This is a genomic window from Pseudoalteromonas umbrosa, from assembly GCF_030125375.1.
Classification (GTDB): Bacteria; Pseudomonadota; Gammaproteobacteria; order Enterobacterales; family Alteromonadaceae; genus Pseudoalteromonas; species Pseudoalteromonas umbrosa.
Genome location: NZ_JASJUU010000006.1, coordinates 109,822 through 134,993 on the forward strand (window position 1 = coordinate 109,822; position 25,172 = coordinate 134,993).

General features: G+C 41.1%; 28 protein-coding genes and 1 pseudogene. 19 read left to right on the top strand and 10 right to left on the bottom strand.

The genetic code is table 11. The annotated features are described in order from the left end of the window. The first annotated feature begins 219 nt into the window (after positions 1-219). The 3 genes from QNM16_RS18875 to QNM16_RS18885 are packed head-to-tail and all read left to right on the top strand — an operon-like array spanning position 220 to position 1,836. Positions 220-540, top strand: a complete 321-nt coding sequence (locus QNM16_RS18875) for a DUF440 family protein (RefSeq protein WP_284021900.1) — start codon at positions 220-222, stop codon at positions 538-540. A gap of 60 nt (positions 541-600) precedes the next feature. After that, entirely contained in the window at positions 601-1,380 is a 780-nt protein-coding gene (locus tag QNM16_RS18880) for a DUF481 domain-containing protein (RefSeq protein WP_284021996.1), read from the top strand. Between the two features lie 6 nt (positions 1,381-1,386). Further along, on the top strand, positions 1,387-1,836 hold the full coding sequence (locus QNM16_RS18885) for a hypothetical protein (protein WP_284021901.1): 450 nt from the start codon (positions 1,387-1,389) through the stop codon (positions 1,834-1,836). Between the two features lie 9 nt (positions 1,837-1,845). Here QNM16_RS18885 and QNM16_RS18890 read toward each other — a convergent pair whose 3' ends face one another. Beyond that, a complete protein-coding gene (locus QNM16_RS18890; RefSeq protein WP_284021902.1) occupies positions 1,846-2,331 on the bottom strand; it encodes an FKBP-type peptidyl-prolyl cis-trans isomerase in 486 nt (161 codons plus the stop codon). A 10-nt stretch (positions 2,332-2,341) separates the two neighbouring features. Further along, positions 2,342-3,250, bottom strand: a complete 909-nt coding sequence (gene ygfZ / locus QNM16_RS18895; RefSeq protein WP_284021903.1) for a CAF17-like 4Fe-4S cluster assembly/insertion protein YgfZ — start codon at positions 3,248-3,250, stop codon at positions 2,342-2,344. Positions 3,251-3,480: 230 nt separating this feature from the next. Here ygfZ and QNM16_RS18900 point away from each other — a divergent pair, with 230 nt between their 5' ends. Further along, complete coding sequence (locus tag QNM16_RS18900; RefSeq protein WP_063360688.1) at positions 3,481-3,732, top strand: FAD assembly factor SdhE; 252 nt, start codon at positions 3,481-3,483, stop codon at positions 3,730-3,732. 91 nt (positions 3,733-3,823) lie between these two features. Continuing rightward, a complete protein-coding gene (locus QNM16_RS18905; RefSeq protein WP_284021904.1) occupies positions 3,824-4,123 on the top strand; it encodes a hypothetical protein in 300 nt (99 codons plus the stop codon). Position 4,124: 1 nt separating this feature from the next. On the opposite strand, the gene nadB is transcribed toward QNM16_RS18905, so the two are convergent. Next, complete coding sequence (gene nadB, locus QNM16_RS18910) at positions 4,125-5,720, bottom strand: L-aspartate oxidase (protein WP_284021905.1); 1,596 nt, start codon at positions 5,718-5,720, stop codon at positions 4,125-4,127. A 247-nt stretch (positions 5,721-5,967) separates the two neighbouring features. Between nadB and rpoE the strand changes: the two genes are divergently transcribed. From rpoE to pdxJ, 10 genes are all read left to right on the top strand, one after another. After that, positions 5,968-6,549: an RNA polymerase sigma factor RpoE gene (gene rpoE / locus QNM16_RS18915; RefSeq protein WP_284021906.1), complete on the top strand. Its 582-nt coding sequence runs from the start codon at positions 5,968-5,970 to the stop codon at positions 6,547-6,549. Then, positions 6,550-7,155 (top strand): sigma-E factor negative regulatory protein, encoded by a 606-nt coding sequence (locus QNM16_RS18920; protein ID WP_284021907.1) that lies wholly within the window; start codon positions 6,550-6,552, stop codon positions 7,153-7,155. 33 nt (positions 7,156-7,188) lie between these two features. Continuing rightward, positions 7,189-8,112, top strand: a complete 924-nt coding sequence (locus tag QNM16_RS18925; RefSeq protein ID WP_417710288.1) for a MucB/RseB C-terminal domain-containing protein — start codon at positions 7,189-7,191, stop codon at positions 8,110-8,112. Next, on the top strand, positions 8,109-8,558 hold the full coding sequence (locus tag QNM16_RS18930; RefSeq protein WP_284021908.1) for a SoxR reducing system RseC family protein: 450 nt from the start codon (positions 8,109-8,111) through the stop codon (positions 8,556-8,558). The genes QNM16_RS18925 and QNM16_RS18930 overlap by 4 nt, the downstream gene beginning before the upstream one ends. A 67-nt stretch (positions 8,559-8,625) precedes the next feature. Then, positions 8,626-10,413, top strand: coding sequence for a translation elongation factor 4 (lepA, locus tag QNM16_RS18935; RefSeq protein ID WP_039608712.1), 1,788 nt, complete (start codon positions 8,626-8,628; stop codon positions 10,411-10,413). Between the two features lie 15 nt (positions 10,414-10,428). Beyond that, positions 10,429-11,364, top strand: a complete 936-nt coding sequence (gene lepB / locus QNM16_RS18940) for a signal peptidase I (RefSeq protein ID WP_063360681.1) — start codon at positions 10,429-10,431, stop codon at positions 11,362-11,364. Between the two features lie 2 nt (positions 11,365-11,366). Continuing rightward, on the top strand, positions 11,367-12,044 hold the full coding sequence (gene rnc, locus QNM16_RS18945) for a ribonuclease III (protein ID WP_063360680.1): 678 nt from the start codon (positions 11,367-11,369) through the stop codon (positions 12,042-12,044). Next, the gene (era, locus tag QNM16_RS18950; protein WP_284021909.1) at positions 12,034-12,933 is read left to right on the top strand and encodes a GTPase Era; all 900 of its coding nucleotides are present in this window, start codon (positions 12,034-12,036) and stop codon (positions 12,931-12,933) included. The genes rnc and era overlap by 11 nt, the downstream gene beginning before the upstream one ends. Next, positions 12,934-13,680: a DNA repair protein RecO gene (gene recO, locus QNM16_RS18955; protein WP_284021910.1), complete on the top strand. Its 747-nt coding sequence runs from the start codon at positions 12,934-12,936 to the stop codon at positions 13,678-13,680. 4 nt (positions 13,681-13,684) lie between these two features. Continuing rightward, positions 13,685-14,419 (top strand): pyridoxine 5'-phosphate synthase, encoded by a 735-nt coding sequence (pdxJ, locus tag QNM16_RS18960; RefSeq protein WP_284021911.1) that lies wholly within the window; start codon positions 13,685-13,687, stop codon positions 14,417-14,419. Positions 14,420-14,473: 54 nt separating this feature from the next. Here pdxJ and bcp read toward each other — a convergent pair whose 3' ends face one another. Further along, a complete protein-coding gene (bcp, locus tag QNM16_RS18965; RefSeq protein WP_284021912.1) occupies positions 14,474-14,944 on the bottom strand; it encodes a thioredoxin-dependent thiol peroxidase in 471 nt (156 codons plus the stop codon). Between the two features lie 9 nt (positions 14,945-14,953). Continuing rightward, positions 14,954-15,487, bottom strand: coding sequence for a glycine cleavage system transcriptional repressor (locus tag QNM16_RS18970; RefSeq protein ID WP_284021913.1), 534 nt, complete (start codon positions 15,485-15,487; stop codon positions 14,954-14,956). Positions 15,488-15,797: 310 nt separating this feature from the next. On the opposite strand from QNM16_RS18970, the gene bamC reads away from it, so the two are divergent. Next, positions 15,798-16,859 (top strand): outer membrane protein assembly factor BamC, encoded by a 1,062-nt coding sequence (bamC, locus tag QNM16_RS18975; protein WP_284021914.1) that lies wholly within the window; start codon positions 15,798-15,800, stop codon positions 16,857-16,859. Positions 16,860-16,925: 66 nt separating this feature from the next. Then, positions 16,926-18,296 (top strand): YjiH family protein, encoded by a 1,371-nt coding sequence (locus QNM16_RS18980; RefSeq protein ID WP_284021998.1) that lies wholly within the window; start codon positions 16,926-16,928, stop codon positions 18,294-18,296. A 39-nt stretch (positions 18,297-18,335) separates the two neighbouring features. Here QNM16_RS18980 and QNM16_RS18985 read toward each other — a convergent pair whose 3' ends face one another. Next, complete coding sequence (locus tag QNM16_RS18985; protein ID WP_284021915.1) at positions 18,336-18,527, bottom strand: DUF2897 family protein; 192 nt, start codon at positions 18,525-18,527, stop codon at positions 18,336-18,338. A 272-nt stretch (positions 18,528-18,799) separates the two neighbouring features. On the opposite strand from QNM16_RS18985, the gene QNM16_RS18990 reads away from it, so the two are divergent. Next, on the top strand, positions 18,800-20,134 hold the full coding sequence (locus tag QNM16_RS18990; RefSeq protein WP_284021916.1) for an ankyrin repeat domain-containing protein: 1,335 nt from the start codon (positions 18,800-18,802) through the stop codon (positions 20,132-20,134). A 59-nt stretch (positions 20,135-20,193) separates the two neighbouring features. On the opposite strand, the gene QNM16_RS18995 is transcribed toward QNM16_RS18990, so the two are convergent. Next, positions 20,194-20,553: an outer membrane protein assembly factor BamE gene (locus QNM16_RS18995; protein WP_284021917.1), complete on the bottom strand. Its 360-nt coding sequence runs from the start codon at positions 20,551-20,553 to the stop codon at positions 20,194-20,196. Positions 20,554-20,708: 155 nt separating this feature from the next. On the opposite strand from QNM16_RS18995, the pseudogene QNM16_RS19000 reads away from it, so the two are divergent. Next, positions 20,709-20,909: pseudogene (locus QNM16_RS19000) on the top strand (GIY-YIG nuclease family protein); the annotation flags it as partial. Between the two features lie 11 nt (positions 20,910-20,920). Here QNM16_RS19000 and QNM16_RS19005 read toward each other — a convergent pair. The 3 genes from QNM16_RS19005 to QNM16_RS19015 form a co-directional block, all read right to left on the bottom strand. After that, complete coding sequence (locus QNM16_RS19005) at positions 20,921-21,820, bottom strand: M20/M25/M40 family metallo-hydrolase (protein ID WP_284021918.1); 900 nt, start codon at positions 21,818-21,820, stop codon at positions 20,921-20,923. Next, a complete protein-coding gene (locus QNM16_RS19010) occupies positions 21,801-22,988 on the bottom strand; it encodes a tetratricopeptide repeat protein (protein WP_284021919.1) in 1,188 nt (395 codons plus the stop codon). The genes QNM16_RS19005 and QNM16_RS19010 overlap by 20 nt, the downstream gene beginning before the upstream one ends. A 101-nt stretch (positions 22,989-23,089) precedes the next feature. Then, positions 23,090-24,994: a methyl-accepting chemotaxis protein gene (locus QNM16_RS19015; protein ID WP_284021920.1), complete on the bottom strand. Its 1,905-nt coding sequence runs from the start codon at positions 24,992-24,994 to the stop codon at positions 23,090-23,092. Positions 24,995-25,172: the final 178 nt, after the last annotated feature.

Genomic DNA, 25,172 nt, shown 5'->3' on the forward strand with positions numbered 1-25,172 from the left:
TTTTTGGTAAAGACTAGAGTAAAAAAACTAACACTTCCAGTTATTTGTTTTATGGGTACAAGCAAGTGTAGTTGTTGAGGTATTTGACAGGTTAAGTCCAAAATATGGTTTGGAAAGTGGTTATTTGGCGTTAAATTCATTTATTACACCCTATCTATGTAGAAAAAAAAATAGAGGTTTTGATATGATTAAAGTGCTTATTTAGTAAGGGGTGAGGACATGACGGTCAGATTAAGCAGTGTAGAAGAGGTAACACATCAGGCATACGATATTTTTCTTGAGTTGGCGCCAGATAATTTGTCACAAGAAGATATTGATTTATTTAATGAGCACAGAGAAGAATTTGGCTTTATCGAAGAGGCTGATGTTGATGACAGTTGGCAAAACATTGTCGCATTTGAACAAGAAGCTGAGAAAGCGCATTTTGTGCAAGTGATAATCGGTATTGAATTTGATGATGGTGATGAAGTATTTGCTAAAGTCCTGATAAGCAGAGATTTAGATGCACCATTTTGTCATGTTGTTTGGAAGCAATCGTAAAGAGTTAATTGTGTAGTGAGAAGTGTGAAGTTATTCCTTTTTATTTCTGCATTGTGCAGTATGCAGGTCTATGCGGTTGATCCATTTGAAGACTTCCATGAATATGGTGAGCTGTCAGAAGAAGAAATCCATGAGTTACATAAAGGTGAATTTTTATACGGAGATGTAGAGTTTGGGTTTATTTCCAATAGTGGTAATACCGACAACTCCTCATTTAAGTTAAAAGGGAATCTTTACCAAGATTTTCGATATTGGCGAAATCAGTTTAAGATTGATAGCCATTACGCTGATGAAACAGATACTGAAACGGGCATTAAGGATGAGACGGCATCGAGATACTTTATTTCGGCGCAAACTAGTTATAAATTTGGTATAGATAACGAGTCTTTTTTTCTTTATGGAGACTACGAAGCTGATGAATTCAACGGCAGAAAATATACTAGTACCTTTGTAGTTGGTTATGGAAATCGTATTTTCGAGGGGCGGAAAAACACGGTTGATTTTCATGTTGGGCCAGGTGTTTTAGTTTATCGCGTTGATGATGAAACAGAGTTAATGCCTCACGAAAAAAGAACTGAAAAAGGGTATCTTTTACGTGCTTCTTTGCAGTGGGAGCGAAATATTTCGAAGCGAACTCGCTTTAATCAAGACTTTAGCTATGAAAGATCTGTTTCTGGTCTCGGTAATCGAAGTTTTTCTGAAACATCCTTGATTAGCCAAGTGATTGAAGGGTTGTCACTTAAAGTGTCTTATACTTATCGGTATAATTCAGACCCTGAAGAAGATAAAAGTAAAGTAGACACCGAGTTTGGTGTGACCTTTGTGTATAGTTTTAATTGAGGCAATATGTATCAAAAGACACAGCTCGCATGGGCTATTTGGGGAATTCTAGCTTGGCTAGGTATTTTTGTTGTAATTGGGTTAGTTTTGCTCGGCGCAAATGTCGGTGTTATTTCATTTGGTGTGATTTTGTTACTAGTTGCTGTCGCATTTTATGGTTTAACTATTAAAGTTGATACAAAGAATCAGCAACTTAGCTGGTGGTTCGGGCCAAAAGTCGCAAAGAAAACGATTTTGTTTGATGATATCGAGGAAGTACGTGCGGTTACCAACTCTTTTCGACATGGGGTTGGAATACGAATTTCCCATGACGGTTGGGTTTATAGCGTTTCTGGTTTTAAAGCTGTAGAAGTAAGCATGGTTGATGGGACAAAGTACCGATTAGGGACGTCAGATCAAGCTGGTTTACTTGCTGCAATGAAAGAAAAAGTAAAGCAAGAAGAAAGCGCCGAATAGGCGCTTTTTTTAATGGTCGTGGCCACAACCGCCAGTACCGTGCACATGACCATGTGCTAGCTCATCGGCTGTAGCTTCACGCACATCTAGTATTTCTACGTCAAAATGCAGTGTAAGACCTGAAAGTGGGTGGTTGCCATCGACGATCACTTCATCGTCTTCAACACCTATGACGATAACCGCCTGCTCACCTTCATCTGTTGTTGCACGGAATTGCATGCCAACTTCAACTTCTATGCCCTCAAACATACTCTTAGGTACAGCTTGGGTTAAATTGTCATTGCGCTCACCGTAGCCTTCTTCAGGCTGCACAGTCACACTAATTTTGTCACCGGCTTGCTTATCGATGAGGGCGTTCTCTAGCCCTTCAATTAAAAAGCCTGTGCCAATGATAAATTCAAGAGGCTCTTCGTCAAACGTATTGTCAATGGTGTTTTGGTCATCATCCAAAACAGCATAATGCATTTTTACCACTGCATTTTGAGCAATTTTCATAGTATTTCCGTTAATTATCTTCTATAGAGTAAGGCAATGCCTTGATGTTTAGCGATACTGAGTCGTTGTCTTTAGGCCTCAATATTGCTGAATCTTCTAAGTCGTTTGGTAAGACTGCGAGTGCATAATATGTTTTAGTTTTCGAGTCATATGCTTGATGAATGACTTTACCTGCTCTACGCCAGTTATTTTCTTCTAATTGCATTTCAAGATCTGTAGCATCAAGTTGCGTGTCAGATTGACCTTGAACAATGAACATAGCACGTTTATTTTTGCCCAGATAACGCATTCGCGCTACTGTCTCTTGACCAGTATAGCAGCCCTTCTTAAAGCTGATACCATTTAAAGCTTGCAGATTGATCATCTGTGGAACGAACTCATCGATACCACGCTCGCCTAATTGTGGCTCTCCTGCCAAAATATCGCGAATTTGAAAGGCACTTGCATCTTGCTCGATGTTGAACAACTCAGGTAAAGATTCAATTTTATCAAAAATTAATATAAGGCTACTATCATCTAGTTTTAGCGCTTTACCTGACGCAAATTGACATGCATTGTTATCTGCTTCGAACTGTAGGTTAAGTGCCTGACATACTTCATCATAGGCATCTGCTAGCACACCGAAGCACAGGTGTTCAGTTAACTTGATATCTACTTTGGCAAATACACCATACTTACCTAGCTCACGGCAGGCAACCTCGGCTTCAGGCTCTGAGCCTAGTAAGCAAAAAGCATCGTCAAGGCGAAAGACACGCAGTGCTGCCCATAGCTTACCCTTTGGGCTACAGTGACCTGTCCATAAAAAATTATTTTCTTGGACTAGGTTAATATCTTGGGTAACTTGCCCGTGTAGGTAACTAAGTTTGTCTTGCCCGGATACTGAAAGCAAGCGAAGAGGGAGTTTGTATACTGTGGCCATCAAGCTGATCCTGAGTAAATAATTTAGATAATGTTACCTGATAAATGGGTGCTGAGATAGGTAAAAGCAAGATCAAATGACAATAATTCTTAACAATGATTATGGGTTATACAGTGCAGTTGGTTTTGCGCTAGCGCAATAGAAGTACGAACTCATTTTCCTGATTAGTTAGTATCGGTTATACTGCCTCACGAGATGTTTATATGCAAAATAAGAGGTAGTTGAGCAATATGGAGCAATTGTATCCAAAACCCCGCATTAAGTGGGCTTGTCGCCGTGGCATGTTAGAGTTAGATGTATTGCTTGAGCCGTTTGTTGACGAAGCTTATGATCAGTTAAGTGATGCGGACAAACTTGTCTTTCAACGCTTATTAGAGGTCGAAGACCCAGATTTGTTTGCGTGGTTTATGGGCCATGAAAAGTGTCCTCACCCTGACCTTGAAAATATGGTGAAATTTATCCTTGATAGAGTCCGCGTTTAGTATCTCTTTTCAAAACAATATTCTGGACCACAAGATAATTGTGGTCTGCTTCACTTCATTGGCTTTTATTCTTTTTCTTATCTTTCCCTTCATGTGGTGGTCTATCAGCGCGCTGTGCTACGTTGGGTATTTATTTTCTTTAAAGCACACAGCCCAAATTATGCCTGTATCGGGTGATTTAATACTAATAGAGCAAGATGCTTGGGTACAGCTTTCATATAATGAGGTTATTTTTGAAGGTGTGATAAGAAACGCACAAAAATATGCATCGATAGTTACCTTTGACCTTTATAGTGAGACTGGTGAAAAGCGTAGGCTGATGTTTATTGACAATGCAATGGACCCTGACAGTTGGTGTCATTTAAGTCGCATTGCATTGCAAGTGCGATAAACTAAGGCTTTAAAATTGTTGGTTCTGGTTTATCATGTTGTTCAGGGAAGTCCAAAGTATAGTGAAGACCGCGGCTTTCTGTTCGAGCGAGTGCGCTACGAATAATAAGCTCGGCAACCTGGACGAGATTACGTAGCTCCAATAAGTTATTGCTGACACGGAAATTAGCGTAGTACTCGTGAATTTCCTGCTGAAGCAGTTCTACACGCCTTAGTGCACGCTCCAGTCTTTTTGTTGAGCGCACGATACCGACATAGTCCCACATAAATAGTCTTAGCTCATGCCAGTTATGGGTAATAACGACTTCTTCGTCAGAATCACTTACTTGACTCTCATCCCAAGGTGATAGAGTGTTGATTTCTGGCTGGATATCAATATTTGACAGAATGTCTTGTGCTGCTGCGTGGGCAAAGACAATACATTCAAGTAATGAATTACTTGCCATGCGATTTGCCCCATGTAACCCCGTGTATGCAACCTCACCGATTGCATATAAATTATCAATATCTGTTTTACCGTTAAAATCAGTCATGACACCACCACAGGTGTAGTGTGCTGCTGGTACGACCGGGATTGGTTCTTTAGTAATATCCAAGCCCACACTTAAACACTTTGCGTAAATGGTCGGGAAGTGTTCGATTATGAAATCTTTGTTTTTGTGAGAAATATCTAAGTAGACGCAGTTTGCACCTAAGCGTTTCATTTCATAATCAATTGCGCGAGCGACGACATCTCTTGGTGCTAGCTCTTCTCGCTCATCGAAATCAGGCATGAAGCGAGAACCATCTGGGCGTCTTAAAAGAGCGCCTTCACCACGCATTGCTTCGGTGATCAGAAAGTTTTGCAACTCAGGGTGATATAGGCTAGTTGGGTGAAATTGATTGAATTCCATATTGGCGACTTTACAGCCTGCACGCCATGCCATGGCGATCCCATCTCCACTCGAAACGTCCGGGTTCGAAGTATAGAGATAAACTTTACTCGCGCCTCCCGTTGCCAAAGCAACATATTTGGCGGCAATAGACTCAACGCAGTTATGCTTACGATTGTAAACATATAGACCGTTTACGCGTTTACTATCAGCAGTCTTGTTAGTAATGAGATCGATAGCATTGTATTGCTCCAGTACGGCAATATTTTCGTGTTCAAGTACGCGCTCGACTAACGTAGTTTGTACAGCTTTTCCCGTTGCATCGGCAGCATGTAAAATACGCCTGTGACTATGTCCACCTTCTCTAGTTAAGTGATAGCGTTCTTTTCCTTTGCTATCAAATTCCATGTCAAACGGCACACCTTGTTCGATGAGCCATTTTAAACATTTTTTTGCATTGGATGCAGTGTAGTGAACGGCTTCTCTGTCACACAATCCACCACCTGCTTTGAGTGTATCTTCTACATGAGACTCAATGCTGTCGTTCTTTTTATCAAATACTGCAGCGATTCCACCTTGGGCGTACAATGTTGACCCTTCCTTTAAATCCCCCTTACTGATGACAGTAACTTGGCAGTGATTTGCCAAAGAAAGAGCAAGGCTGAGTCCGGCGGCGCCGCTACCGACAATAATCACATCTGTCTGATGCTGCATTTTTTTCTTCATGTTAGTGGTTCTTAGCTTTTAAAGTTTTATTACAACTACAAAGATAGCGTCTATCATATATCAATAAAGGACACAGGTACGAAATAAAATTTGTAGTTGTGTCTCGTCTGAGACGAAGTAATACGAAGTATTTTAAAAAAAATATTAAAAAAACAGAACTTTTTATTCATGGTACAGTCAGACTAGCTGTAAAATGATGGCAACACTGCGCGAATATAAGTAATAACAAAGAGGAGTACCGGCTCGAATGAACGAGCAGGATTTGGATTTAGAACTAGTTAGAAAAGTTCAGCAAGGAGATAAAAACGCTTTTAACCTTCTGGTTGCCAAATATCAAAATAAGGTGGCAGCGTTGATATCTCGTTATGTGTCTAACTCAGGTGACGTAGCTGATGTGGCTCAAGAAGCCTTTATCAAAGCGTATAGGGCATTACCTAATTTTCGTGGCGACAGCGCGTTTTATACTTGGTTATACAGAATTGCGGTGAATTGTTCTAAGAATTATTTGGTATCACAGGGTCGTAAAGCACCCGCTAGTGATATCGATGCTGAAGAAGCCGAAGCTTATGATGGTGCTGATCAATTAAGATCTAATGCGTCACCGGAAAGCTTACTTTTAAGTGATGAAATTAAAGCGGTTATCTTTAAAACAATAGAAGAGTTGCCCGATGACTTGAAAACAGCGATTACTTTAAGGGAAATCGAAGGAATGAGTTATGAAGAAATCGCTGTGGTAATGGAGTGTCCTGTCGGTACAGTCAGGTCACGAATTTTTAGGGCACGTGAAGCCATAGATAAAAATATTAACCCACTCATAGGTAAAGATTAAATGACGCAGTCAAAGTTTGATGTAAACAATGAGCAAATGACGTCTGAGATATTAGATGCAGAGCGTGAACTCAATTTAGGGAACCAAGCTCAGCTAGACGCAGAAAAGTTTGCTCGTTACGCACTGATCGGTGATGTAATGAGACAAAAAGAACAGGCAGCGCCTTGCATAGATATTACAGCAAGTGTTGCAGCTGCGATTGCTGATGAACCTGTTTACAATATGACTGAAGAAAAAACGACTTCACAGCAGCAGAAGCACGAGAGTAATGTCGTACAGATGTCGTTTTGGCGTCGTCCGTTGTCCCAAGTTGCCATTGCGGCTAGCGTTGCTTTATGTACTGTAGTTGGTGTGAATAATTTTATGCCACAAAACAGCATTGATGCACAGGCCCCTGTGTTACAATCTATTCCACTAACGGGCACTGTTGCACCGGTAAGCTTGTCTTCTGAGCCTGCAATGCAGTCTGCTGAACGAGGCGTGAGAGAGCTGCAAAAGCAACGAATAGGCGCTTTGGTATTAGAGCATCAACGTCAGTCAAGAATGGCGCATGCTTTATCAAAAAATACCAACCAAGCTGAAAAGGATAAACAAGAGGAAAATTAAACCTTGATTAAATGGCTCTCGGTTGTACTGAGTATGTTGCTGGCTACTCAGGTATACGCCAATGAAAATATAAGCCCAAGGCAGTTACTTAAAGATATGTCTTTGGCTGTACAAGAGCGAAACTTTGATGCATCGTTTGTTGTTGTCAAAGGTAAAGGCATGGAACCATATAGATGGTTGCATGGTCAGGTAGAACAAACTGATTTAGAAATTTTGACCTTGTTAAATGGTGCAGGGCTTGAGGTTGTCAGAGTCGATGATGTGGTTACTTATTTTGAGCCACAAACTGAACCATATTCACTAAGCACAGATGTGATTGACGGGCCTATCCCTGAGGCATTGTTGCGTGACATCAGTGCGCTTGACGCAAGTTATGATTTTGTATTAGGTGGTAAAGAGCGTATTGCAGGGCGACCGGCTCAGCTTGTTCGATTAGTCGCCAAAGATGAAAGTAAGTATAACTATTGGCTCTGGGTTGATTTACAATCTGCGTTGTTACTTAAAGCAGCATACGTAAACCAGCGTGCAGAAGTGCTTGAGCAGTTACAATTGACGCATATTTCAGTGACTGAAAAACCTGCTGGTCAGTTGCTAGAGTTGAAAAGCAAAACATTACCGGTCCCTGTCTCAGCCATAGCAGATGATGGACACTCCAAGCTCCAGAATAATTGGCAGATTGGCTGGTTACCGAATGGCTTTAAGTTACTTAAATCAGACAGACATAAATTAAACTTGAATAATGAGCTAGCAGACTATTTTCTGTATTCTGATGGATTAGTGGAAGTATCTGTGTTTGTGCAGAGACCATTGACCGGTCAACGTGCAAGTGGGGCGCTGACTTCAGGTGCAACGACAGTATATGTTCACAATGCAGGTGCATTTGATGTCTCTGTTGTTGGTAAAGTGCCTGTAGAAACCGCCAAGTCTATTGCGGAATCAGTAAAGCGTTCCCTATGATTGAGCAAACACTTACCGTGTCTGAGCTTAAAGGGAACACTGCTTGGCTTATCTCAGAACAAAAACCCGCCTGTGAGGGCTGCAATGGTAAGTGCGGCTCTCAAGTATTTAGTAAGCTTTTTGGTACCCATAAAAAAGCATTTCCCATTTCCATCTCTCAAAAACTGCGTGTTGGGCAGAAAGTAAAGCTCGCACTCGATGACAGCAAAGTTGTCCAGCATGCGCTTTGGATTTATCTGTTGCCATTGATCATGGCATTTATAGGTATGTTTAGTGCGCTACTGATATTCTCACTTTCGGAACTCGGCCAAATCGGGTTTGCAGCTGGTTTTGCGATTTTTGGGTTTTGGATAGCGAAAATTAAGGGACAAACCCTTAAACATGAGGTGAAAGTGATAAAAATTTATCCAATTAGCCTTCCAGTCACGCAAATAGATGGTGATTAAGTCAAATAAATTGTAAAATCGGCGTTTAATCTCTATTTGTGAATAACAGAAGTTTAGAATCCAGTATATGAAGCATATCCGTAACTTTTCAATTATAGCCCATATAGATCATGGAAAATCGACACTTTCGGACCGCTTAATCCAGGTATGCGGTGGCTTGTCAGACCGCGAAATGCAGCAGCAAGTACTGGATTCAATGGAACTCGAGCGTGAGCGCGGTATTACGATTAAAGCGCAAAGTGTTACCTTGAACTATACAGCACAAGATGGCGAAACCTATCAGTTAAACTTTATCGACACACCAGGACACGTTGACTTCACCTATGAAGTATCACGTTCTTTGGCTGCCTGTGAAGGTGCATTATTAGTTGTCGATGCAGGTCAAGGTGTAGAGGCACAGACGCTTGCTAACTGTTACACAGCAATTGAAATGGACTTAGAAGTCGTTCCAATTCTGAATAAGATTGATTTACCTCAGGCCGACCCTCTGCGCGTTGCAGAAGAAATCGAAGAAATTGTAGGTATTGATGCGCTAGAAGCTGTGCAGTGTAGTGCGAAGACCGGTATTGGTATCGATGCCGTTCTTGAAGAGATTGTAAAGGAAATCCCACCACCTGAAGGCGATGTGAATAAGCCATTACAAGCGCTGATCATTGACTCATGGTTTGACCCTTACCAAGGGGTTGTATCACTTGTACGTATTAAGCATGGCCAACTACGTAAAGGTGAAAAAATCAAAATTATGTCTACGGATCAAGTTCATATCGTAGATAAAATTGGTATTTTCACGCCTAAGCAAACCGAGACAGGTGTGCTAACGAGTGGTGAAGTGGGCTTTATCATCGCCGGTATTAAAGACATTCATGGTGCACCAGTTGGTGATACGATAACCCTTGCAAAAACGCCAGCAGAAGAAACACTGCCGGGCTTCCAGAAAGTGAAGCCGCAAGTCTATGCAGGTATGTTCCCAATTTCTTCAGATGATTATGAAAACTTCCGTGATGCACTGAATAAATTGAGCTTGAATGACGCTTCTTTGTTCTTCGAGCCTGAAAACTCTACGGCACTAGGCTTTGGTTTCCGCTGTGGCTTCTTAGGTATGCTACACATGGAAATCATCCAAGAGCGTCTAGAGCGTGAATATGACATGGACCTTATCACCACTGCGCCTACCGTGGTCTATGAAGTTGAAACCAAAGATGGTGTTATTCAAATCGATAACCCGTCTGATTTACCACCGGTTAATGACATCTTAGAAATCAGAGAGCCGATTGTAGAAGCCAACATCTTAGTGCCACAAGAATACTTAGGTAATGTGATTACCTTGTGTATTGAGAAACGTGGTGTACAAACTAAGATGAGTTACCACGGTAATCAGGTTGCAGTGACTTATGAATTACCTATGGCTGAAGTGGTCATGGATTTCTTTGATAAATTGAAATCGACTAGCCGTGGTTTTGCATCATTAGATTACAACTTCAAGCGTTTCCAAGTATCTGACATGGTTCGCTGTGATATTTTGATTAATGGTGATAGAGTGGATGCACTTGCGATCATTGTACACCGCGACAACGCACAAAGCCGAGGCCGTCAACTTGCTGATGCATTGAGAGAGCTTATTCCAAGGCAGATGTTCGATATTGCGATTCAGGCTGCAATTGGTAACCATGTTATCGCCCGTACTACTGTTAAGCAGTTACGTAAAAACGTAATCGCGAAGTGTTACGGTGGTGACGTGAGTCGTAAGAAGAAGCTATTACAAAAGCAAAAAGAAGGTAAGAAACGCATGAAGCAATTAGGTAACGTTGAAGTACCGCAAGATGCGTTCCTTGCAATATTAAAAGTAGGTAAGTAACAGGAATTATTATTTATGGCAGGTTATTTTTCGGTCTTTCTCGTGCTGTTAACTTTGGGATCGGGCCTGATCTGGTTGATAGATCATTTAGTGTATGCACCAAAACGTAAGGAACGTATTGCGCTTGCTCAAGGCGCATCGGAGCAGCCTCTTGATCAAGAGGTGATTGACCAGATAGCACCAGTGCCTGCCATAACTGATAGTGCAAAGTCTATCTTTCCAATGATTGCGGCAATTACAGTGTTTCGATCATTTATTTTTGAACCTTTTCAAATTCCGTCGGGTTCAATGATGCCAACATTGTTGGATGGAGACTTTATTTTGGTACAAAAATATGCGTACGGCATTAAAGACCCGGTTTGGCGTTCTCAACTCGTTGATGTTGGTGACCCAGAGCGCGGTGATATTGCTGTATTCAAATTCCCGTTGGACGAGCGTATTGACTTTATCAAGCGTATTGTCGGTTTGCCTGGCGATCGTATTGTTTATCGCAATCGTCAGCTGTTCATTCATCCAAAATGTGAAGAGGGCGAGCAAAGCCGAAATGGACTAGCGTGTGGAGAGTTCAATAAGATTGACGTTGAAATTGTTAATCGTGATGAATTCAAACAAGGCTCTATGCCACTAGTACGTTTGACAGAATCTCTACCTAATGTTGAACATGATATTTTAATTAACCCGAAAGCACTGGAACTGTCGGAGCGTTATTACCAGCAACCTGGTACTCGCCGAGATGAGTGGGTCGTTCCAGAAGACAGCTATTTTGCTGTCGGCGATAACCGTAACAATAGTCAGGACAGCCGCGTATGGGGCTTTGTTCCTAAAGAAAACTTAGTTGGAAAAGCTGTATTCATCTGGATGAGTTTTGATTTTGAAAACGGTCCAGATAGCTTATTGCCAGGCTGGGTTCCAACAGGGGTTCGTTTTGAACGCCTAGGTAACATTCAGTAACAATGAAAAAGAACGTCACAGAATTATATAAAAAGATTGGCTACGATTTTGCTGAGCAAGCATTGCTTGAACAGGCAATGACGCATCGTAGTCATAAAGGTCAGCATAACGAACGCCTAGAATTTCTAGGCGATTCTATTTTAAGCTTTGTTATTGCAGATGCTTTGTACCATAAGTTTCCTAAAGCACGTGAAGGCGATTTAAGCCGTATGCGTTCAACTTTAGTCCGTGGTCAAACACTCGCAGAGTTTGGTGTTGAATTTGGTTTAGGAGATTACCTAAGGCTTGGTCCTGGTGAACTTAAAAGTGGTGGCTATCGCAGAGAGTCGACTTTGGCTGATGCGGTAGAAGCGATTATTGGCGCGGTGTTTCTTGATTCAGACATCGAGACCTGTAAGACGCTTGTACTTAAGTGGTATCAAAGCCGTTTAGAGGCTATCTCTCCAGGCCACAACCAGAAAGACCCTAAAACGTTGTTGCAAGAGTATTTGCAAGCGAGAAAACTACCTTTACCTGCCTATCAGGTAATTGATACAAAAGGGCAAGCACACAATCAGACATTCACGGTTGAGTGTACTGTACAGGGTATGGATAGTATTATTTCTGTGGGTAGTTCACGCCGTAAAGCTGAACAGAAAGCCGCAGAGCAAGCATTGAAGATTTTAAAAGATGAATCCTAACACCCACTGCGGCATGATTGCGATTGTTGGCCGCCCAAATGTAGGTAAATCCACTTTGCTTAACAAAATTGTTGAGCAAAAGGTTAGTATCACATCTCGCAAACCGCAAACGACACGCCATAGAATTATGGGTATTCATACTGAAGACAATTATCAAGCAGTCTACGTGGATACACCAGGTCTGCACATTGATGAAAAGCGAGCCATTAACCGTTTAATGAACCGCGCAGCGAGCAGTTCGATTGGTGACGTTGAGCTAATTATCTTTGTGGTAGAAGGCACCCTTTGGAACCAAGATGATGAAATGGTTCTTAAAAAGGTAAAAGACAGTGGCCGTCCTGTTTTGGTCGTGATGAATAAAAGTGACCAAGTTAAAGAAAAAGAAGAGATATTGCATCATATGCAGTGGCTCAGTGAGCAGCACGAATTTGTTGGTATTGTGCCAGTTTCAGCGAAGATTGGTAAAAATATCGATATGGTTAAGGAAGAGGTTAGAAATCGTCTTCCAGAGTGTGAGTTCTATTTTCCAGATGACTATGTTACAGATCGCTCAATGCGCTTTTTGGCTGCGGAAATTGTCCGTGAAAAGTTAATGCGTTTTATGGGTGACGAACTTCCATACTCAGTAACCGTTGAAATCGAGCAATTTAAATGGCAAGACAATGGCGTTTGGCAGATCAATGCGTTGATCTTGGTTGAGCGGGAATCTCAAAAGCGTATGGTGATTGGTAATAAAGGCGAGAAGCTTAAAGTTATCGGTCGCGAAGCGCGTCGTGATTTGGAAGACATGCTTGATAACAAAGTATTTTTAGAACTTTGGGTAAAAGTTAAATCTGGCTGGGCTGATGATGAACGTGCACTTCGCAGCTTAGGTTACGGAGAAGACTGATTGGATAGTGACTTTCGGCAAGCATATTTGCTCCACCGGCGACCTTATAGAGATTCGCAAGTGATGTTAAATATGCTCGTTGAAGGCGTCGGTCAACTGTCTATGTTGGCTAGGATCAAAGGTAAACGTGCATTACGTCAAAATGCGTCTTTGCAGCCTTTTACTTGTTTGCTGGTACGTTACGCAGGCAAGTATGATTTAAAGTATTTAAATGATTTTGAGATCCAGTCTCCACCTATGATGTTCAAAGGCACAGATTTATACTGTGCTTTTTATCTTAACGAATTGTCCCATCGCATTATCCCTGTAAATGAACCCCTTGATCATGTATTTTGCTTGTATCGAGAGCATCTTAAGCAGCTCTATGATATTGGTAATACTTTGGCAATTGTTTCGCATGAAGAGCAGCTAAAAAAAGCTGAAAATAGTGAACAAATTGAAGGAATATTGCGTAGTTATGAGTTTCAGCTTTTACATGAGCTCGGGGTTGGCATTGAATTTGATTACGATGCGTTTGGTGCCCCCATTGAGGAAGCAAATTATTATCAATTTGTCAGAGAAGTTGGCTTTTGTCCCAGTGATGATATCCAGCGCAGCTTTTCTGGACAAACCCTGCTTGCTATCGCCCATGGAGAATATAGCTCCTTGGTATCGCGGCGGCAGGCTAAGGCATTAAGCCGTTATTTATTAAAACCTTTGCTTGGTAATAAGCCACTTAAAAGCAGAGAACTTTTTCAACCAAGGTAGAGTAATGAAAGATATTTTATTAGGTGTAAATGTCGACCATATTGCGACGTTAAGACAAGCTCGTGGTACAAGTTACCCTGATCCAGCACATGCTGCGGCCGTTGCAGAGCATGCCGGTGCAGATGGTATCACCATTCATTTAAGAGAAGATCGTCGACACATTCAAGACCGTGACGTGTATGTTATGGCGAAGACGATTCAAACGCGAATGAATCTTGAAATCGCCGTTACAGATGAAATGCTGGACATTGCGTGCGAAGTAAAGCCTGAATACGTCTGCCTTGTCCCAGAAAAGCGTGAAGAGTTGACCACAGAAGGCGGCTTGGATGTCGCTGGAAATTTCGAAAAAGTAAGTAATGCAGTTGAAAAGCTAAGTGCAGCGGGCATCAAAGTTTCACTGTTCATTGACGCTGATAAAGCACAAATTGATGCTGCTAAAGCGACAAAAGCACCTTACATTGAAATTCACACAGGTGCTTACGCTGATGCTGAATCAGACGGTGAGCAGAGTGCAGAACTTGAGCGCATTCGTGAAGGTGTGCAATATGCAGACTCTATTGGCATTATCGTCAATGCTGGACATGGTTTGCATTACCATAACGTAAAACCAATTGCTCAGATGCCTGAAATTTATGAGCTAAATATTGGCCACGCAATTATTGCGCGTGCAGCGATAGACGGCTTAGAAAAGGCTGTTAGAGATATGAAACGCATTATGCTTGAGGCGAGACAAGCTTAACATGTCCCAAAGCGATAGCGATAAAAAACCCAGCTCTAAGCTGGGTTTTTTTAATTATTGAGCTGACAGGTGGTCAATAACCACTTGATGATGCTCTTTTGTTTTGAACTTATTAAATACGTGCTTGATTACACCGTCTTGTCCAATTAAGAAACTAATACGGTGAATACCATCATATTCTTTACCCATAAACTTTTTCAGGCCCCAAACACCAAATGCATCTGCGATGGCGTGGTCTTCATCAGATAAAAGGTCAAAGTTCAGTTCTTTTTTAGTCTCAAAATTTTTAAGTTTTTTAACCGGATCAGGACTAATACCAACTGCAACAGTATTAAGCTCAGCAAGCTGCGCTTTGTGGTCTCGAAGCTGTTCAGCTTGGACCGTACAACCTGGAGTAAGTGCTTTTGGGTAAAAATAAACTAAAACCTGATTTGCCTCGAGCAGTGCGCTCAGTGCAACAGTTTCACCATTTTGGTTTTCTAATGTAAAACTAGGTGCATTATCACCTGCTTGTAATGTATTCATTAATGATCCTTAGCGAATGCGTCTGAAAACATAATGTACGTTTGAAATACTAGATAGTTCTTCAAACTTTACTTTAAATTGTTCAAAATCTAATTCTGAGGGGGTATTAAATTCCAGCTCGCAGCGCATGCGTAGCTCGTTGTCTTCCTCAAAGGTATCGGATTTGAGCGAGCAGATGCTGATATTTTGCTCAGCGAAAAAGCGTGTTACTCTGCTCAATGTACCTTGTGTATCAATGCCGGTATATTCCAACGTATAACCCGCACTGAAGTTGTTTTCTGTGTGGCTAGAGGTACGTTTCATCATGGTGAGTAAGCCTAGTTCCATGCTTTTAGATGGCAGGGTGTGCTCAACTCTGCTGATCGCGGCGATGTCCCCTGAGAGCAACATAGTAAATGTAAACTCATTGCCTAAAATGGCGATACGGCTGTCAATGATATTGCAGTTGCACTCACTGACTAGCTGAGTAAGTTCACTGACAATACCAGATCTATCTTCCCCTATTGCAGTTAAAACAAGTTGATGTGAAGTAAAAGTAGTCATACCGACGTCCTAGTTAGCTTGCGCCAAAGTGAGTCATAGAGGCTATATTAAAATTATATAGCGGCGCATATTATCATAGATTAAATGCCAGTCCTACATGACACTACGTTTGTAGTGTTTTATGGATCAGACAATTCAAGCGCGTGTTTCTTGTGTTTGCTGAGTTTGCCAAGTAACATAGTGCGGATTTTTTGAAATTTAATTGTCAGCTCTCTAGAAAATTAGTATGGCTGATAGTGAACCATTTCAGCATTCCTCAATCTTAAGTGAAAGAATAATTATATAGTGGGTTTGCTAAGGAGTTTTATTAGTGCAGTATTGGGTCCCTAAAGCGCTAACGTTCGGCGTTATACTCGGTTTATCAGGTTGTAGTGTTTTCACCAATGACACGCATCATAAGAAAAACTATCGTGTCCACGAGGCTGTGCAAGTTCCAGCAGATCTCGAGCAACCTTTTCAAGATAAAGAATTTCAAATGAATGTTGCTGTTTATGAAAATGATGCTGACCCCCTCAGCTTTCGACCGCCTCAGCAAGTACTTACACTTGCTAAAGGTAGTTGGGCCGAAGATAAAGAAGATATCGCACGTATCTATTTTGATAAAAATGATGGTATTGAAGCGCTTGATATTTTCATTTGGGAAGCTGTTGAAGGTGTACTTCAAAATAACCAAACTTCTATCAGTGTAGATGACCGTGCGAACGGTAAGATTGCGACTGGTTGGTATTCAATTATTAAGGCGGAAGAAGGCTGGTTTTGGGAAACTGTCACTGAGGTATCAAAGCAGCGCTTTGAGTTTACTTTGTCGCAAGAAGAGCATCAGCGTACAGCATCACTTGAGGCAAGGTTATTAGACTATCAAAGTGATAAAGTCGCATTAGATCCTTTATTACAACAGCAACTAGAAGTGCGTGCATTGAATGCGGTAGTTGCTGAGTTTGATTATAGATATCGTTTATTAGAAGTAGAGCTGCGTAAACAGCAAGGGGTATTGTCACTTGACTCCGGTTTTGACAACAAAGGTAACGCAGCTCTGATAACTCTTGCAGACAGAGTGTCTGTGATGGAGCGTTTGTCAAACTTCCTTGAGCGAGTAAACTTTACAGTTATTCGTATAGAAGAAGACTCAAATGAAGTATTAGTGAGATACCAAGCGCCCGAAAACAGTGTTTGGGACTCTATTTGGGGTGAAGAAGAGACGACACTGACACTCGAAGATGGTGATTACACTATTAAAGTAGGTGTCACAGATGATGAGCAAACTTCACTGACATGGTTTGACGCACAAGGCAATGTACTTGATGCTGCAACTATGGAAGCACTTCAACAAGGGCTGGTAGAAGCTCTGCGCAGTCGCGGACTAAGTATATAATTACAAACCGCAAAGTAGTTCAGAAAAGAGCGACAGCTCTTTTCTTTTTTTTGGGATTTAGAAATGATGTCAGATACAACGCAAGCATCTTCGGTAAATTGGCGAACTTGGTTTGCTTTTATAGTGCCGTCACTCGTGGGTGTATTCCTGTTTATGACCCCTGTCGCAATAGGGGATGCGATGACAATTCCAATTGCTGTACTAGCAAAAGAATTGCAAAGCTTAACGAGTCCCTTTATACATGCACTGATAGTCAGCATCGTATGTATAACCGGGGTTCTCAGTGTCGTTGTTAAGCTATTTAAGCCAACAATTTTAATAAAGAATGACCTTATCAGGCATTTATTTGATGTGAGCTGGATTTGGGTTGTCACCAGACTTTTTGGCATGTTATTTATCTTAATGACATTTTTTAAAGTTGGTCCTGAGCTAATTCACTCCAGTGGAACTGGGGCGTTAGTTTTAAACGATTTATTACCGGTATTATTCTCTGTCTTCGTGTTTGCTGGCCTCCTATTACCTTTATTGCTTAACTTTGGTCTATTGGAGCTGGTCGGTACGTTGCTTACAAAAGTAATGAGACCATTATTTGGTGTGCCTGGGCGCAGTGCCGTTAACTGTGTGGCATCATGGTTAGGTGATGGCAGTGTCGGTATTTTAATGACGTCGCGTCAGTATGAAGACAAACACTATACACAAAGAGAAGCTGCCATCATTGGCACCACGTTTTCTGCAGTTTCAATTACTTTCTGCTTGGTGGTAATTGGTCAGGTCAAGTTAGAGCATCTATTTGCACCATTTTATTTAACCGTTTGTGCGGCTGGTGTGGTGGCCGCGATCATTGTGCCAAGGCTTCCGCCTCTAAGCTTTAAAAAAGATATCTATGTCGATGGCTCAACACATAACCAAGATTCTGAAGCTGTGCCAGAAGGGAAAACATTATTTGGTCATGCTCTCGATGTTGCACTGCAAAAAGCACATAATGCACCGGGTGTAAAAGGCACCGTGAAAGAAGGCGTATCAAATGCTTTGGATATGTTGTTTGCTGTATTACCTGTTGTCATGGCTGTGGGCACATTTGCACTTATCATTGCAGAAGAAACACCAATCTTTCAGTTTTTAGGTCAGCCATTTATTCCATACTTAGAGCTGTTGCAAGTGCCTGAAGCTGCCAAAGCTGCAGAAACTATAGTGGTCGGCTTTGCTGACATGTTTATTCCATCAATATTAGCAGCGAGTAATATTGAAAGTGATGTAACGCGCTTTATCATTGCTGCACTGAGCGTAACGCAATTGATTTATATGTCTGAAGTGGGTGCGTTGCTATTGGGCAGCAAAATTCCAGTTAACATCTTTGAACTTTTTGCGGTATTTATCTTAAGAACTTTAGTGACTTTACCTGTCATTGCATTGATGGCGCATTGGCTTGTAGGCTAGCTTAGCTATTTGCAGTGAGTACATTGTGGTACTCACTGCTTACTTCGGGTCATCAGTGTCTTCGGCTTGGCCTTTTTTATTGTCTTCCAATTCATTTGATTTGAGTTGCTTGTCGATTTTCCCCTTTACGTCAAACTTATTGGCGTATTTGAGCAACATAATATTACCTATGATATAGCCTAGCACGGCGACAATGATCAGAATGACTTTCCAAGTTTCTAGCTTTTCCATAATGGCTCCACTTGTTGTGTTCAGCTTAGATAAATCTGATATCCATAGGCTAACACGTATCTTTTTATTGATTACCATAGTCTACTAAAATCATTGCTATTGTACGAGTTTATACCGTCGCTGCTGGCTGCAAGAGGATAGTTGTAAATAGTGTGAGATATTCGCAGCTTTTTATGTTTACACTTGGTATCATTCTGCAGTCTGGGGCTGTGGCAAATGTGGCCTTTGATACATTTTATTTTGATATTACTAATTAAATGGTTTGTGCACCCATGGAGCAAGTTTTAATTTGGCCCTCTCAGTTTCCTCTTTTGCTAAAAGGTCTTGTTGAAGATAATGGCGCGTTTATTCTCGATGCGCTAGAAGCTTGGCCTGAATGTGAAGTGGTGAAAGATGAGCAAGGCGTTATTTCTCAAGTATTGCCGCCCATTTTTTATGTGGCCTGGTTAAAACCTTTAGATCCATTTGAGTCTTGTTTCTTTCAACATATTGATGACTATGATGCTGAGCAACACCATTACGTGACGCAACTTCTTAACCATATTGAACAAGCAGGTATAAGTCGAGATGAGCTCACCGTTAAGTTGCTTGGTTGTTTATCTCAGTACTCCAGTATTGCATCACAGGCTAAAATTCAAAACAAGATATCTTTTGTCGATTTGTTATTGAAGTATAAGCAGTTTAAAACTTTATGCTGGCTACTCCCTAATGGGTTTGTACTTTCTCCTTCACAGACATGCGAGCTATGGCTTTTGGGTGGGCAAGATAGCCGTGATTGTTTGAAAGCTTGCTATAAAGATGTGTTGGAAAATATGGCACTTACTCAAGCTGAGGCTGTTAAGAACCTAAATGAAGGACATGATTGCGAAGGCTTGTTGACTCTGTTGTGCAATGAAGAAGAACGATTACAGATACTTGATAACGCACTATTAGAGCAAGTAATGTCAGGTGCAGCAAAGCAATCAAATATGTTGTCGTTAATTGAGAAAGGGGCGAGAGGGCTCGGTGCTGATAGTACAGGAAAATCAGCGATGATGTGGATCGTTGAAAAGGGGTTTGTTAGTGCAGCAAAAGCACTCAAGGAGTTCCATTGTGGGATCTCCTTGGATGATTTAGGCAGAAACCTCATGCATTATGCGGTCCTGTCAAATTCTCGCCCAATGCTTGAGTTAGTTGAGGATATGGGAGTCGACCCTCGTCTTGCAGATGCATCAGGTTGTACGCCATATCGATTAGCAACAGAGAATCAATCAGTCAATTCAAAGAAGTATTTAGAAAAGCGCGGTATTATTGAATTAAGTGAACAAGCTAAATATCAGCGGATTTTTAGGGTCTATACGCTAAAAGCATTGACTGTCTTGTTACTACCTTTGCAATTAGTACTTTTTCTGGATGTAGGGCGTGATAATAAGCTCTCTATGGTGCTATTACTTTCAAGTTGCACTCTATTCATCTTTGCCATAGCGCGGCTATTAAAGAGCCGTCGACTTTTCCCAACAGCTAAGTTGCCACTAAGCTTACGCTTTTTGGGGGCATTAAGTTGGGTTAGTTTATTTATTCAAGCTATTTTTACCGTTGTAATGGGCTTAGCTGTGGTCACTATTTAGTCGCAAGACGGTATAGATTGTGCTGATGGCAGGTAATGCCTGCCATCTCAAGTGATGTGTTAATTATCTAATGGTGTATTAAACTCTGAAGGTATTTCAAAATCACCAGTGAGTTTTAGTAGTTTATCATTCTCAAAGTGCACCACTAAACTTTTACGAACTTCAGACTCTCTATCTATGTTAAACACATATTTATAGTGCCATTTTGAAGAGTCAAATGCATCTTTTGCAACAGGTGTCCCTAAGACGAACATAACTTGCTCTTTAGTCATGTTTACTCGAAGCTTGTCTACATCGGACTGCTCTAAAAAGTTGCCTTGAGGCACATTAATCCTATAAACCCAGCTTGAACAACCGGACAAAAATATAGTCATTGTGGCGGCGACTAGCCAAGTCAAAAGGGGTTTATTGTACTGCATGTATGTGTATCCTTATTTTAGGTTATTACGAATGATACAGATTGCACTAAGAAGGTAAAGTAGATTGTGCATTTCGACTGCGCAAATTGTTAAAAGTTTCTAGAGTTGAGAAATTTAAATTGAATGAAAGTAAACATACTTGTAAAACTTGGTATTTGTATATCGTGGAAAATAAGCTGGGCCATTGGTATACCGGGATCACCAACGATTTAGAGCGTAGAATAAATCAGCATAATAATGGCACTGGTGCTAAAAGCTTACGCGGAAAAGGCCCAGTTTCGTTTGTTATTGCCATATCAAATTTAACAAAAGTAGAAGCTGCCAAGCTTGAATGGAAAATAAAGCAGCTGACAAAAGCGAAAAAGCGTCAATTAGTTTTGGCGGCTATGTCAGACTCAGATACCAGCGTAAGTACAAACTTAGTGATCGCACTTGAGACTTGTGTAAGCTTTTCGAAATTGATTTTGTCCAATGAGTCTTTGACAGAGTGATGGTTTTTATCCATACCTGAACCGAAGTAAATAAATGGAATATTTGCTCTGTAAAAAGGGTAGTGGTCACTCGCTCTGAGCCAGTCAACTTGGGGGGCTGCCAATCTTCTCGCCATGATTTTGGCTGAGAAAAACAATTTAAATTTAACGGGCGTCTCCATAAATGTTTTTTCAATTTGTGCTTCTAAGGGCTTGAGTGTTCGAGAGGCGAGCGCATACAGTTGGTTTTTTTTCTGCAAGTCGAGCATATCTAGATTGATATTCATATAAACTTGTTGCTCACCAAGCTTTTGTACAAATGCTTTCGCACCATGGAGCCCTTTTTCTTCAGCATCCGTTGCAACATAAATAATATCTCTGACAATATCCATTCCCTGTAATCGCCTAGCAATGTCTATCATGACAGCAACACCTGAAGCATTATCATTTGCGCCGGGATAATGCCTGTTACCGCGCTTACCTAAGTGATCATAATGAGCAGTAATCACAATAGGTAGTTGGCAAGGTGTGCGATTACACGGTTGTATTGCAACGACATTATGCCCTACAGCTATATCGAAAAAGCCATATTCAAATTTAAAGGTTTGAAAGTGAACTTCTAAATCAAATTTTTCAAATTGACGCGTAATGTAGTAGGCACTGCGATGCGGCTTCTCACTGCCAGATGGTCTTCCTTCAAACTCAGAACTCGTTAATACCCGCATATCTCGCTCAAGTGAATTCGCTTGAGGTCCAAACAATAATATTGTAATAAGGCTAATTTTTAGCCACTGCATCTAACCACTCCAGTTTACCCTTATATTGTTTTTGATTATGTTCGAATTCCGCATGATCTAGTGCACGTTTCATATGACGTTTTGTTTGTACTAAGTCGCCTTTTGCGAAGTAAGCTTTGGCTAGCGCAAAATGGCCCTCATGTAATTGACTGTTAATTTTAAGCGCGTTCCTATAGTGCCTTATTGCTTTATTGAGCTTGCCTTCTTCCATCGCTTGATTGCCAAGCGTTAAGATATAATAGGGGTTATTTTTTCTATATTGATGCAGGGCAGCTCGTATTTCTTGAGCTTGTTTGTTTCGGTTAGTCAAATCGTATAGAACAGCCAAATTACCTTTTGCTGTGTTGTTATTTGGATCCAATGATATGGCTTGATTATAGAAAGATTCAGCGGTGTCGAACTCTCCGGCAATGCGGTAAAGTATTGCTAGATTTGCCCAAGCGCTCGTATAGTTTTGGTCCAATTTTATTGCAGCTTGAAAGTAACTGAAGGCGAGGTCATGATTCCCATCAACCATATTGAGCGCGCCTTTATTGTTATAAAACATTGCTGTGACACGCTCTTTGCTAATAGGGGTCGTCTTAAAAGCTTGGCGGCGACTATTTGGGTCGAAGTCAATCGTGAGTGTTCTCGGAGCTGTATGAAGTACTTGCTTAGTGTAATACCGTACTCTGTCTTCGTGGATTTTTAAATTAATATGACCACTGAGAAAATTGTAACCTCGGCTTGTCGCCCAATACTCTGGAACATGCACTTTTTGAAATTCAGCCTGTAGATTTAGAAACTCTGATAAGCTATACGCTAAAATCGATAACGATAAACAATTGGCGTTTAGATTTTGATAAGTTTGAGATGCAGTAAGGTTGGCATCGCTCATATATGAAAGTGACGCGTCGCCATTTTCTAGTAAAAACTGCATGAGGAGCTGTGCATGTTTTAGCTCATGCTGGTCATCTTGCCGAAAGTGACTTTTGAGAGAGCGAATAATTTGTTCATCTAAGACAAAAATATCCGCTTGTGATTCAACTTCTAATGTCTCAAATGGGGCATTGTTCAATAAAGAGAGATTATCGGGGTTGACTGAAGTGGTAGTCTGACAACCACTTAGCATGATGCCGGATATTGCTAATGACAAAGTTAAAACAACGCTTTGAAATTGTATTTTCATGATAGTTACTCCCACAGCCCTTTCTTACAAGACTAGCGAACCCTGGGAGTAAATAAAGGAAAAATTGTTACAAAGCGTTGCTCAACTATTGAGCTTTTATTCTAAAAACTCGCAGCCAGTTTGTCTAATGCCTTGGCAGAATCAGCTAGCTGCTGGATAGCTTGTTCCGTGCTGAGCTGATCATTCATTACTTCATCACTGATCACGCTGATCTGTTCTATGCTTCTACCTACATCGACAACAACATTACTTTGTTGCTCTGTTGCAGTTGCAATTAGTGTCGTCATATCATTGATTTGGTTAGCCGTTTCAGTGATCTTATCCATCAATTGAACAGATGTTTGCATTTGAGAGACACTTTGTTCAGCTTGTTGTGATGACAGCGCAATTTGTTCTACGATTGAGTCAGAAGCCGCAGTTAGCTCGGTTATTGTTGCTTGGATCTCATCTGTTGATTGAGATGTTCGGCTAGCTAGTGCGCGTACTTCATCCGCAACCACTGCAAACCCTCTGCCATGCTCACCAGCTCTGGCAGACTCGATGGCAGCATTCAACGCCAATAGGTTTGTTTGCTCTGATATGGCTCTGATCACATCTAGGATATTGGCAATAGATTGTGTTTTGCTTGCCAGCGTTTCTACTTGTGTAGCCATGTTTTGAATATCTGTTGCCAGCTCCATTAAGGTTTCTTGGCTGGTTTGCACGCAATGATGACCCTCTAGAGAGCTTTCTTTACTTGCCAGCGTCAGCTTGGCTGTGTTGTTTGCACTGCCTGCAATCTCTTGAACCGTTGCTGCCATTTCATTAATCGCAGCTGCGACCGAAATGGTTTGATTCTTTTGCTCGTCTAGTGATTGAGAGTTACGTTGTGTTTGTTCAAAAACCAATTCACTGGCTGCGCGAATATCTCTACTTTCTGTCGCAACCTTGCTTATTGCAGTATCTATTTTGCCAATAAATTGATTAAAACCATCGCCAAGTGCAGCCAGTTCAGGTTGCTCAGAGCGTGGTACGCGATAGTTTAGGTTTGCATCACCACTGCCTAATTGCTTGAATACGTCTGCCATTTTTAACAATGGCGCGCTTAAAGTTCGTGCTAGCAATACACTAAACACGCTCGCTACGAAGGCAATGATGAGCGCGAAAGTGACTATTTGCCATTGTAGCTCTGTGACTTGAGCGAATACTTCCTGCTGAGGCACCTGTGCAATGACGTATAAGTCTGTTTCTGGAATACGGTGGGCTGCAACGAGTACTGCTTGCTCATTTGCGGTTAGTTTCAAGATATTTAATCGTGAGTTATTCAGAAGTTCGCTTGCTGATCGTGCGCCATAAAAATCAGAAAGTGTCGATTTCGCGACTAAGCTGGCATCAGGATGGAGTTGTACTTGGCCTTCTTGATTGACCACAAAGACAAACCCAGTTTGCTCAATACGCATGTTAGCAAGCTTTTGCTGCATATCATCAATGCTTTTGGCAAGGCCTGCAAGGCCAATACCATTGGTCTGCTGATGATTAACAAACATTTTCACATCGCCAGGCGACTCTTGAAAAATACTAATTGAATAGGCATTTCTGCTTTGAGTAAAAGCAAAAAACCATCCATCTTGTTGCATATTTAGTACGCGTAAGAAGCCGTCTTGGTTCCAGTATTTGTTGTTTTGTCTATTTGCCCAAGACGCTGTAGCTAAGCCATATTGTTGCTGAAGTCTCTTTAGTTCGTTAAGTAACAGATCTTCGTTTAACTGACCATTTTGAGCTGATTCAAGTATGAATCGATTACTAGAAAGTTGCTCTGCCGCATTTTTTAATACGACAATTTCTTGCTCAAGAGACTTTGTGATACTTTCGACTTTACTTGGCAGCTCAGAGCCGAGCATTCTAGATTCAACCATAGATTTGGATTGATAAATCGAAATAAAGCCAATTAAACTTGCAACTAATATTGCTGTTGCACTACCTAGGATGGTGATTTTTTGAGTGATTGTAAAGCTTGTGTTACTCATTTAACCTACAGAAACTGATTACCGCGTGGCGATAATTCTAACATGGTCAATAATTAACACATATAGATTTATTCGTTATGTCGTATAAATTTATGGGTAGTTTATTGTATTTCTCATTTAAATGTATGAAAAAAAGCCCAAAGTTTTCACTGTTGGGCCTTGGTTCTAACAAGCGAAC

Coding starts and splice junctions, on each gene's coding strand:
- ygfZ (WP_284021903.1), bottom strand. CDS start 3,250: ATGGCCACAGTATACAAACTCCCTCTTCGCTTGCTTTCAGTATCCGGG.
- QNM16_RS18900 (WP_063360688.1), top strand. CDS start 3,481: ATGGAGCAATTGTATCCAAAACCCCGCATTAAGTGGGCTTGTCGCCGT.
- QNM16_RS19015 (WP_284021920.1), bottom strand. CDS start 24,994: ATGAGTAACACAAGCTTTACAATCACTCAAAAAATCACCATCCTAGGT.
- QNM16_RS18930 (WP_284021908.1), top strand. CDS start 8,109: ATGATTGAGCAAACACTTACCGTGTCTGAGCTTAAAGGGAACACTGCT.
- QNM16_RS18875 (WP_284021900.1), top strand. CDS start 220: ATGACGGTCAGATTAAGCAGTGTAGAAGAGGTAACACATCAGGCATAC.
- QNM16_RS19005 (WP_284021918.1), bottom strand. CDS start 21,820: ATGCAGTGGCTAAAAATTAGCCTTATTACAATATTATTGTTTGGACCT.
- bcp (WP_284021912.1), bottom strand. CDS start 14,944: ATGAATACATTACAAGCAGGTGATAATGCACCTAGTTTTACATTAGAA.
- lepB (WP_063360681.1), top strand. CDS start 10,429: ATGGCAGGTTATTTTTCGGTCTTTCTCGTGCTGTTAACTTTGGGATCG.
- QNM16_RS18920 (WP_284021907.1), top strand. CDS start 6,550: ATGACGCAGTCAAAGTTTGATGTAAACAATGAGCAAATGACGTCTGAG.
- QNM16_RS18925 (WP_417710288.1), top strand. CDS start 7,189: ATGTTGCTGGCTACTCAGGTATACGCCAATGAAAATATAAGCCCAAGG.
- QNM16_RS19010 (WP_284021919.1), bottom strand. CDS start 22,988: ATGAAAATACAATTTCAAAGCGTTGTTTTAACTTTGTCATTAGCAATA.
- QNM16_RS18885 (WP_284021901.1), top strand. CDS start 1,387: ATGTATCAAAAGACACAGCTCGCATGGGCTATTTGGGGAATTCTAGCT.
- nadB (WP_284021905.1), bottom strand. CDS start 5,720: ATGAAGAAAAAAATGCAGCATCAGACAGATGTGATTATTGTCGGTAGC.
- era (WP_284021909.1), top strand. CDS start 12,034: ATGAATCCTAACACCCACTGCGGCATGATTGCGATTGTTGGCCGCCCA.
- QNM16_RS18985 (WP_284021915.1), bottom strand. CDS start 18,527: ATGGAAAAGCTAGAAACTTGGAAAGTCATTCTGATCATTGTCGCCGTG.
- rnc (WP_063360680.1), top strand. CDS start 11,367: ATGAAAAAGAACGTCACAGAATTATATAAAAAGATTGGCTACGATTTT.
- lepA (WP_039608712.1), top strand. CDS start 8,626: ATGAAGCATATCCGTAACTTTTCAATTATAGCCCATATAGATCATGGA.
- pdxJ (WP_284021911.1), top strand. CDS start 13,685: ATGAAAGATATTTTATTAGGTGTAAATGTCGACCATATTGCGACGTTA.
- QNM16_RS18905 (WP_284021904.1), top strand. CDS start 3,824: ATGTGGTGGTCTATCAGCGCGCTGTGCTACGTTGGGTATTTATTTTCT.
- QNM16_RS18995 (WP_284021917.1), bottom strand. CDS start 20,553: ATGCAGTACAATAAACCCCTTTTGACTTGGCTAGTCGCCGCCACAATG.
- QNM16_RS18970 (WP_284021913.1), bottom strand. CDS start 15,487: ATGACTACTTTTACTTCACATCAACTTGTTTTAACTGCAATAGGGGAA.
- QNM16_RS18990 (WP_284021916.1), top strand. CDS start 18,800: ATGGAGCAAGTTTTAATTTGGCCCTCTCAGTTTCCTCTTTTGCTAAAA.
- QNM16_RS18890 (WP_284021902.1), bottom strand. CDS start 2,331: ATGAAAATTGCTCAAAATGCAGTGGTAAAAATGCATTATGCTGTTTTG.
- QNM16_RS18980 (WP_284021998.1), top strand. CDS start 16,926: ATGTCAGATACAACGCAAGCATCTTCGGTAAATTGGCGAACTTGGTTT.
- rpoE (WP_284021906.1), top strand. CDS start 5,968: ATGAACGAGCAGGATTTGGATTTAGAACTAGTTAGAAAAGTTCAGCAA.
- QNM16_RS18880 (WP_284021996.1), top strand. CDS start 601: ATGCAGGTCTATGCGGTTGATCCATTTGAAGACTTCCATGAATATGGT.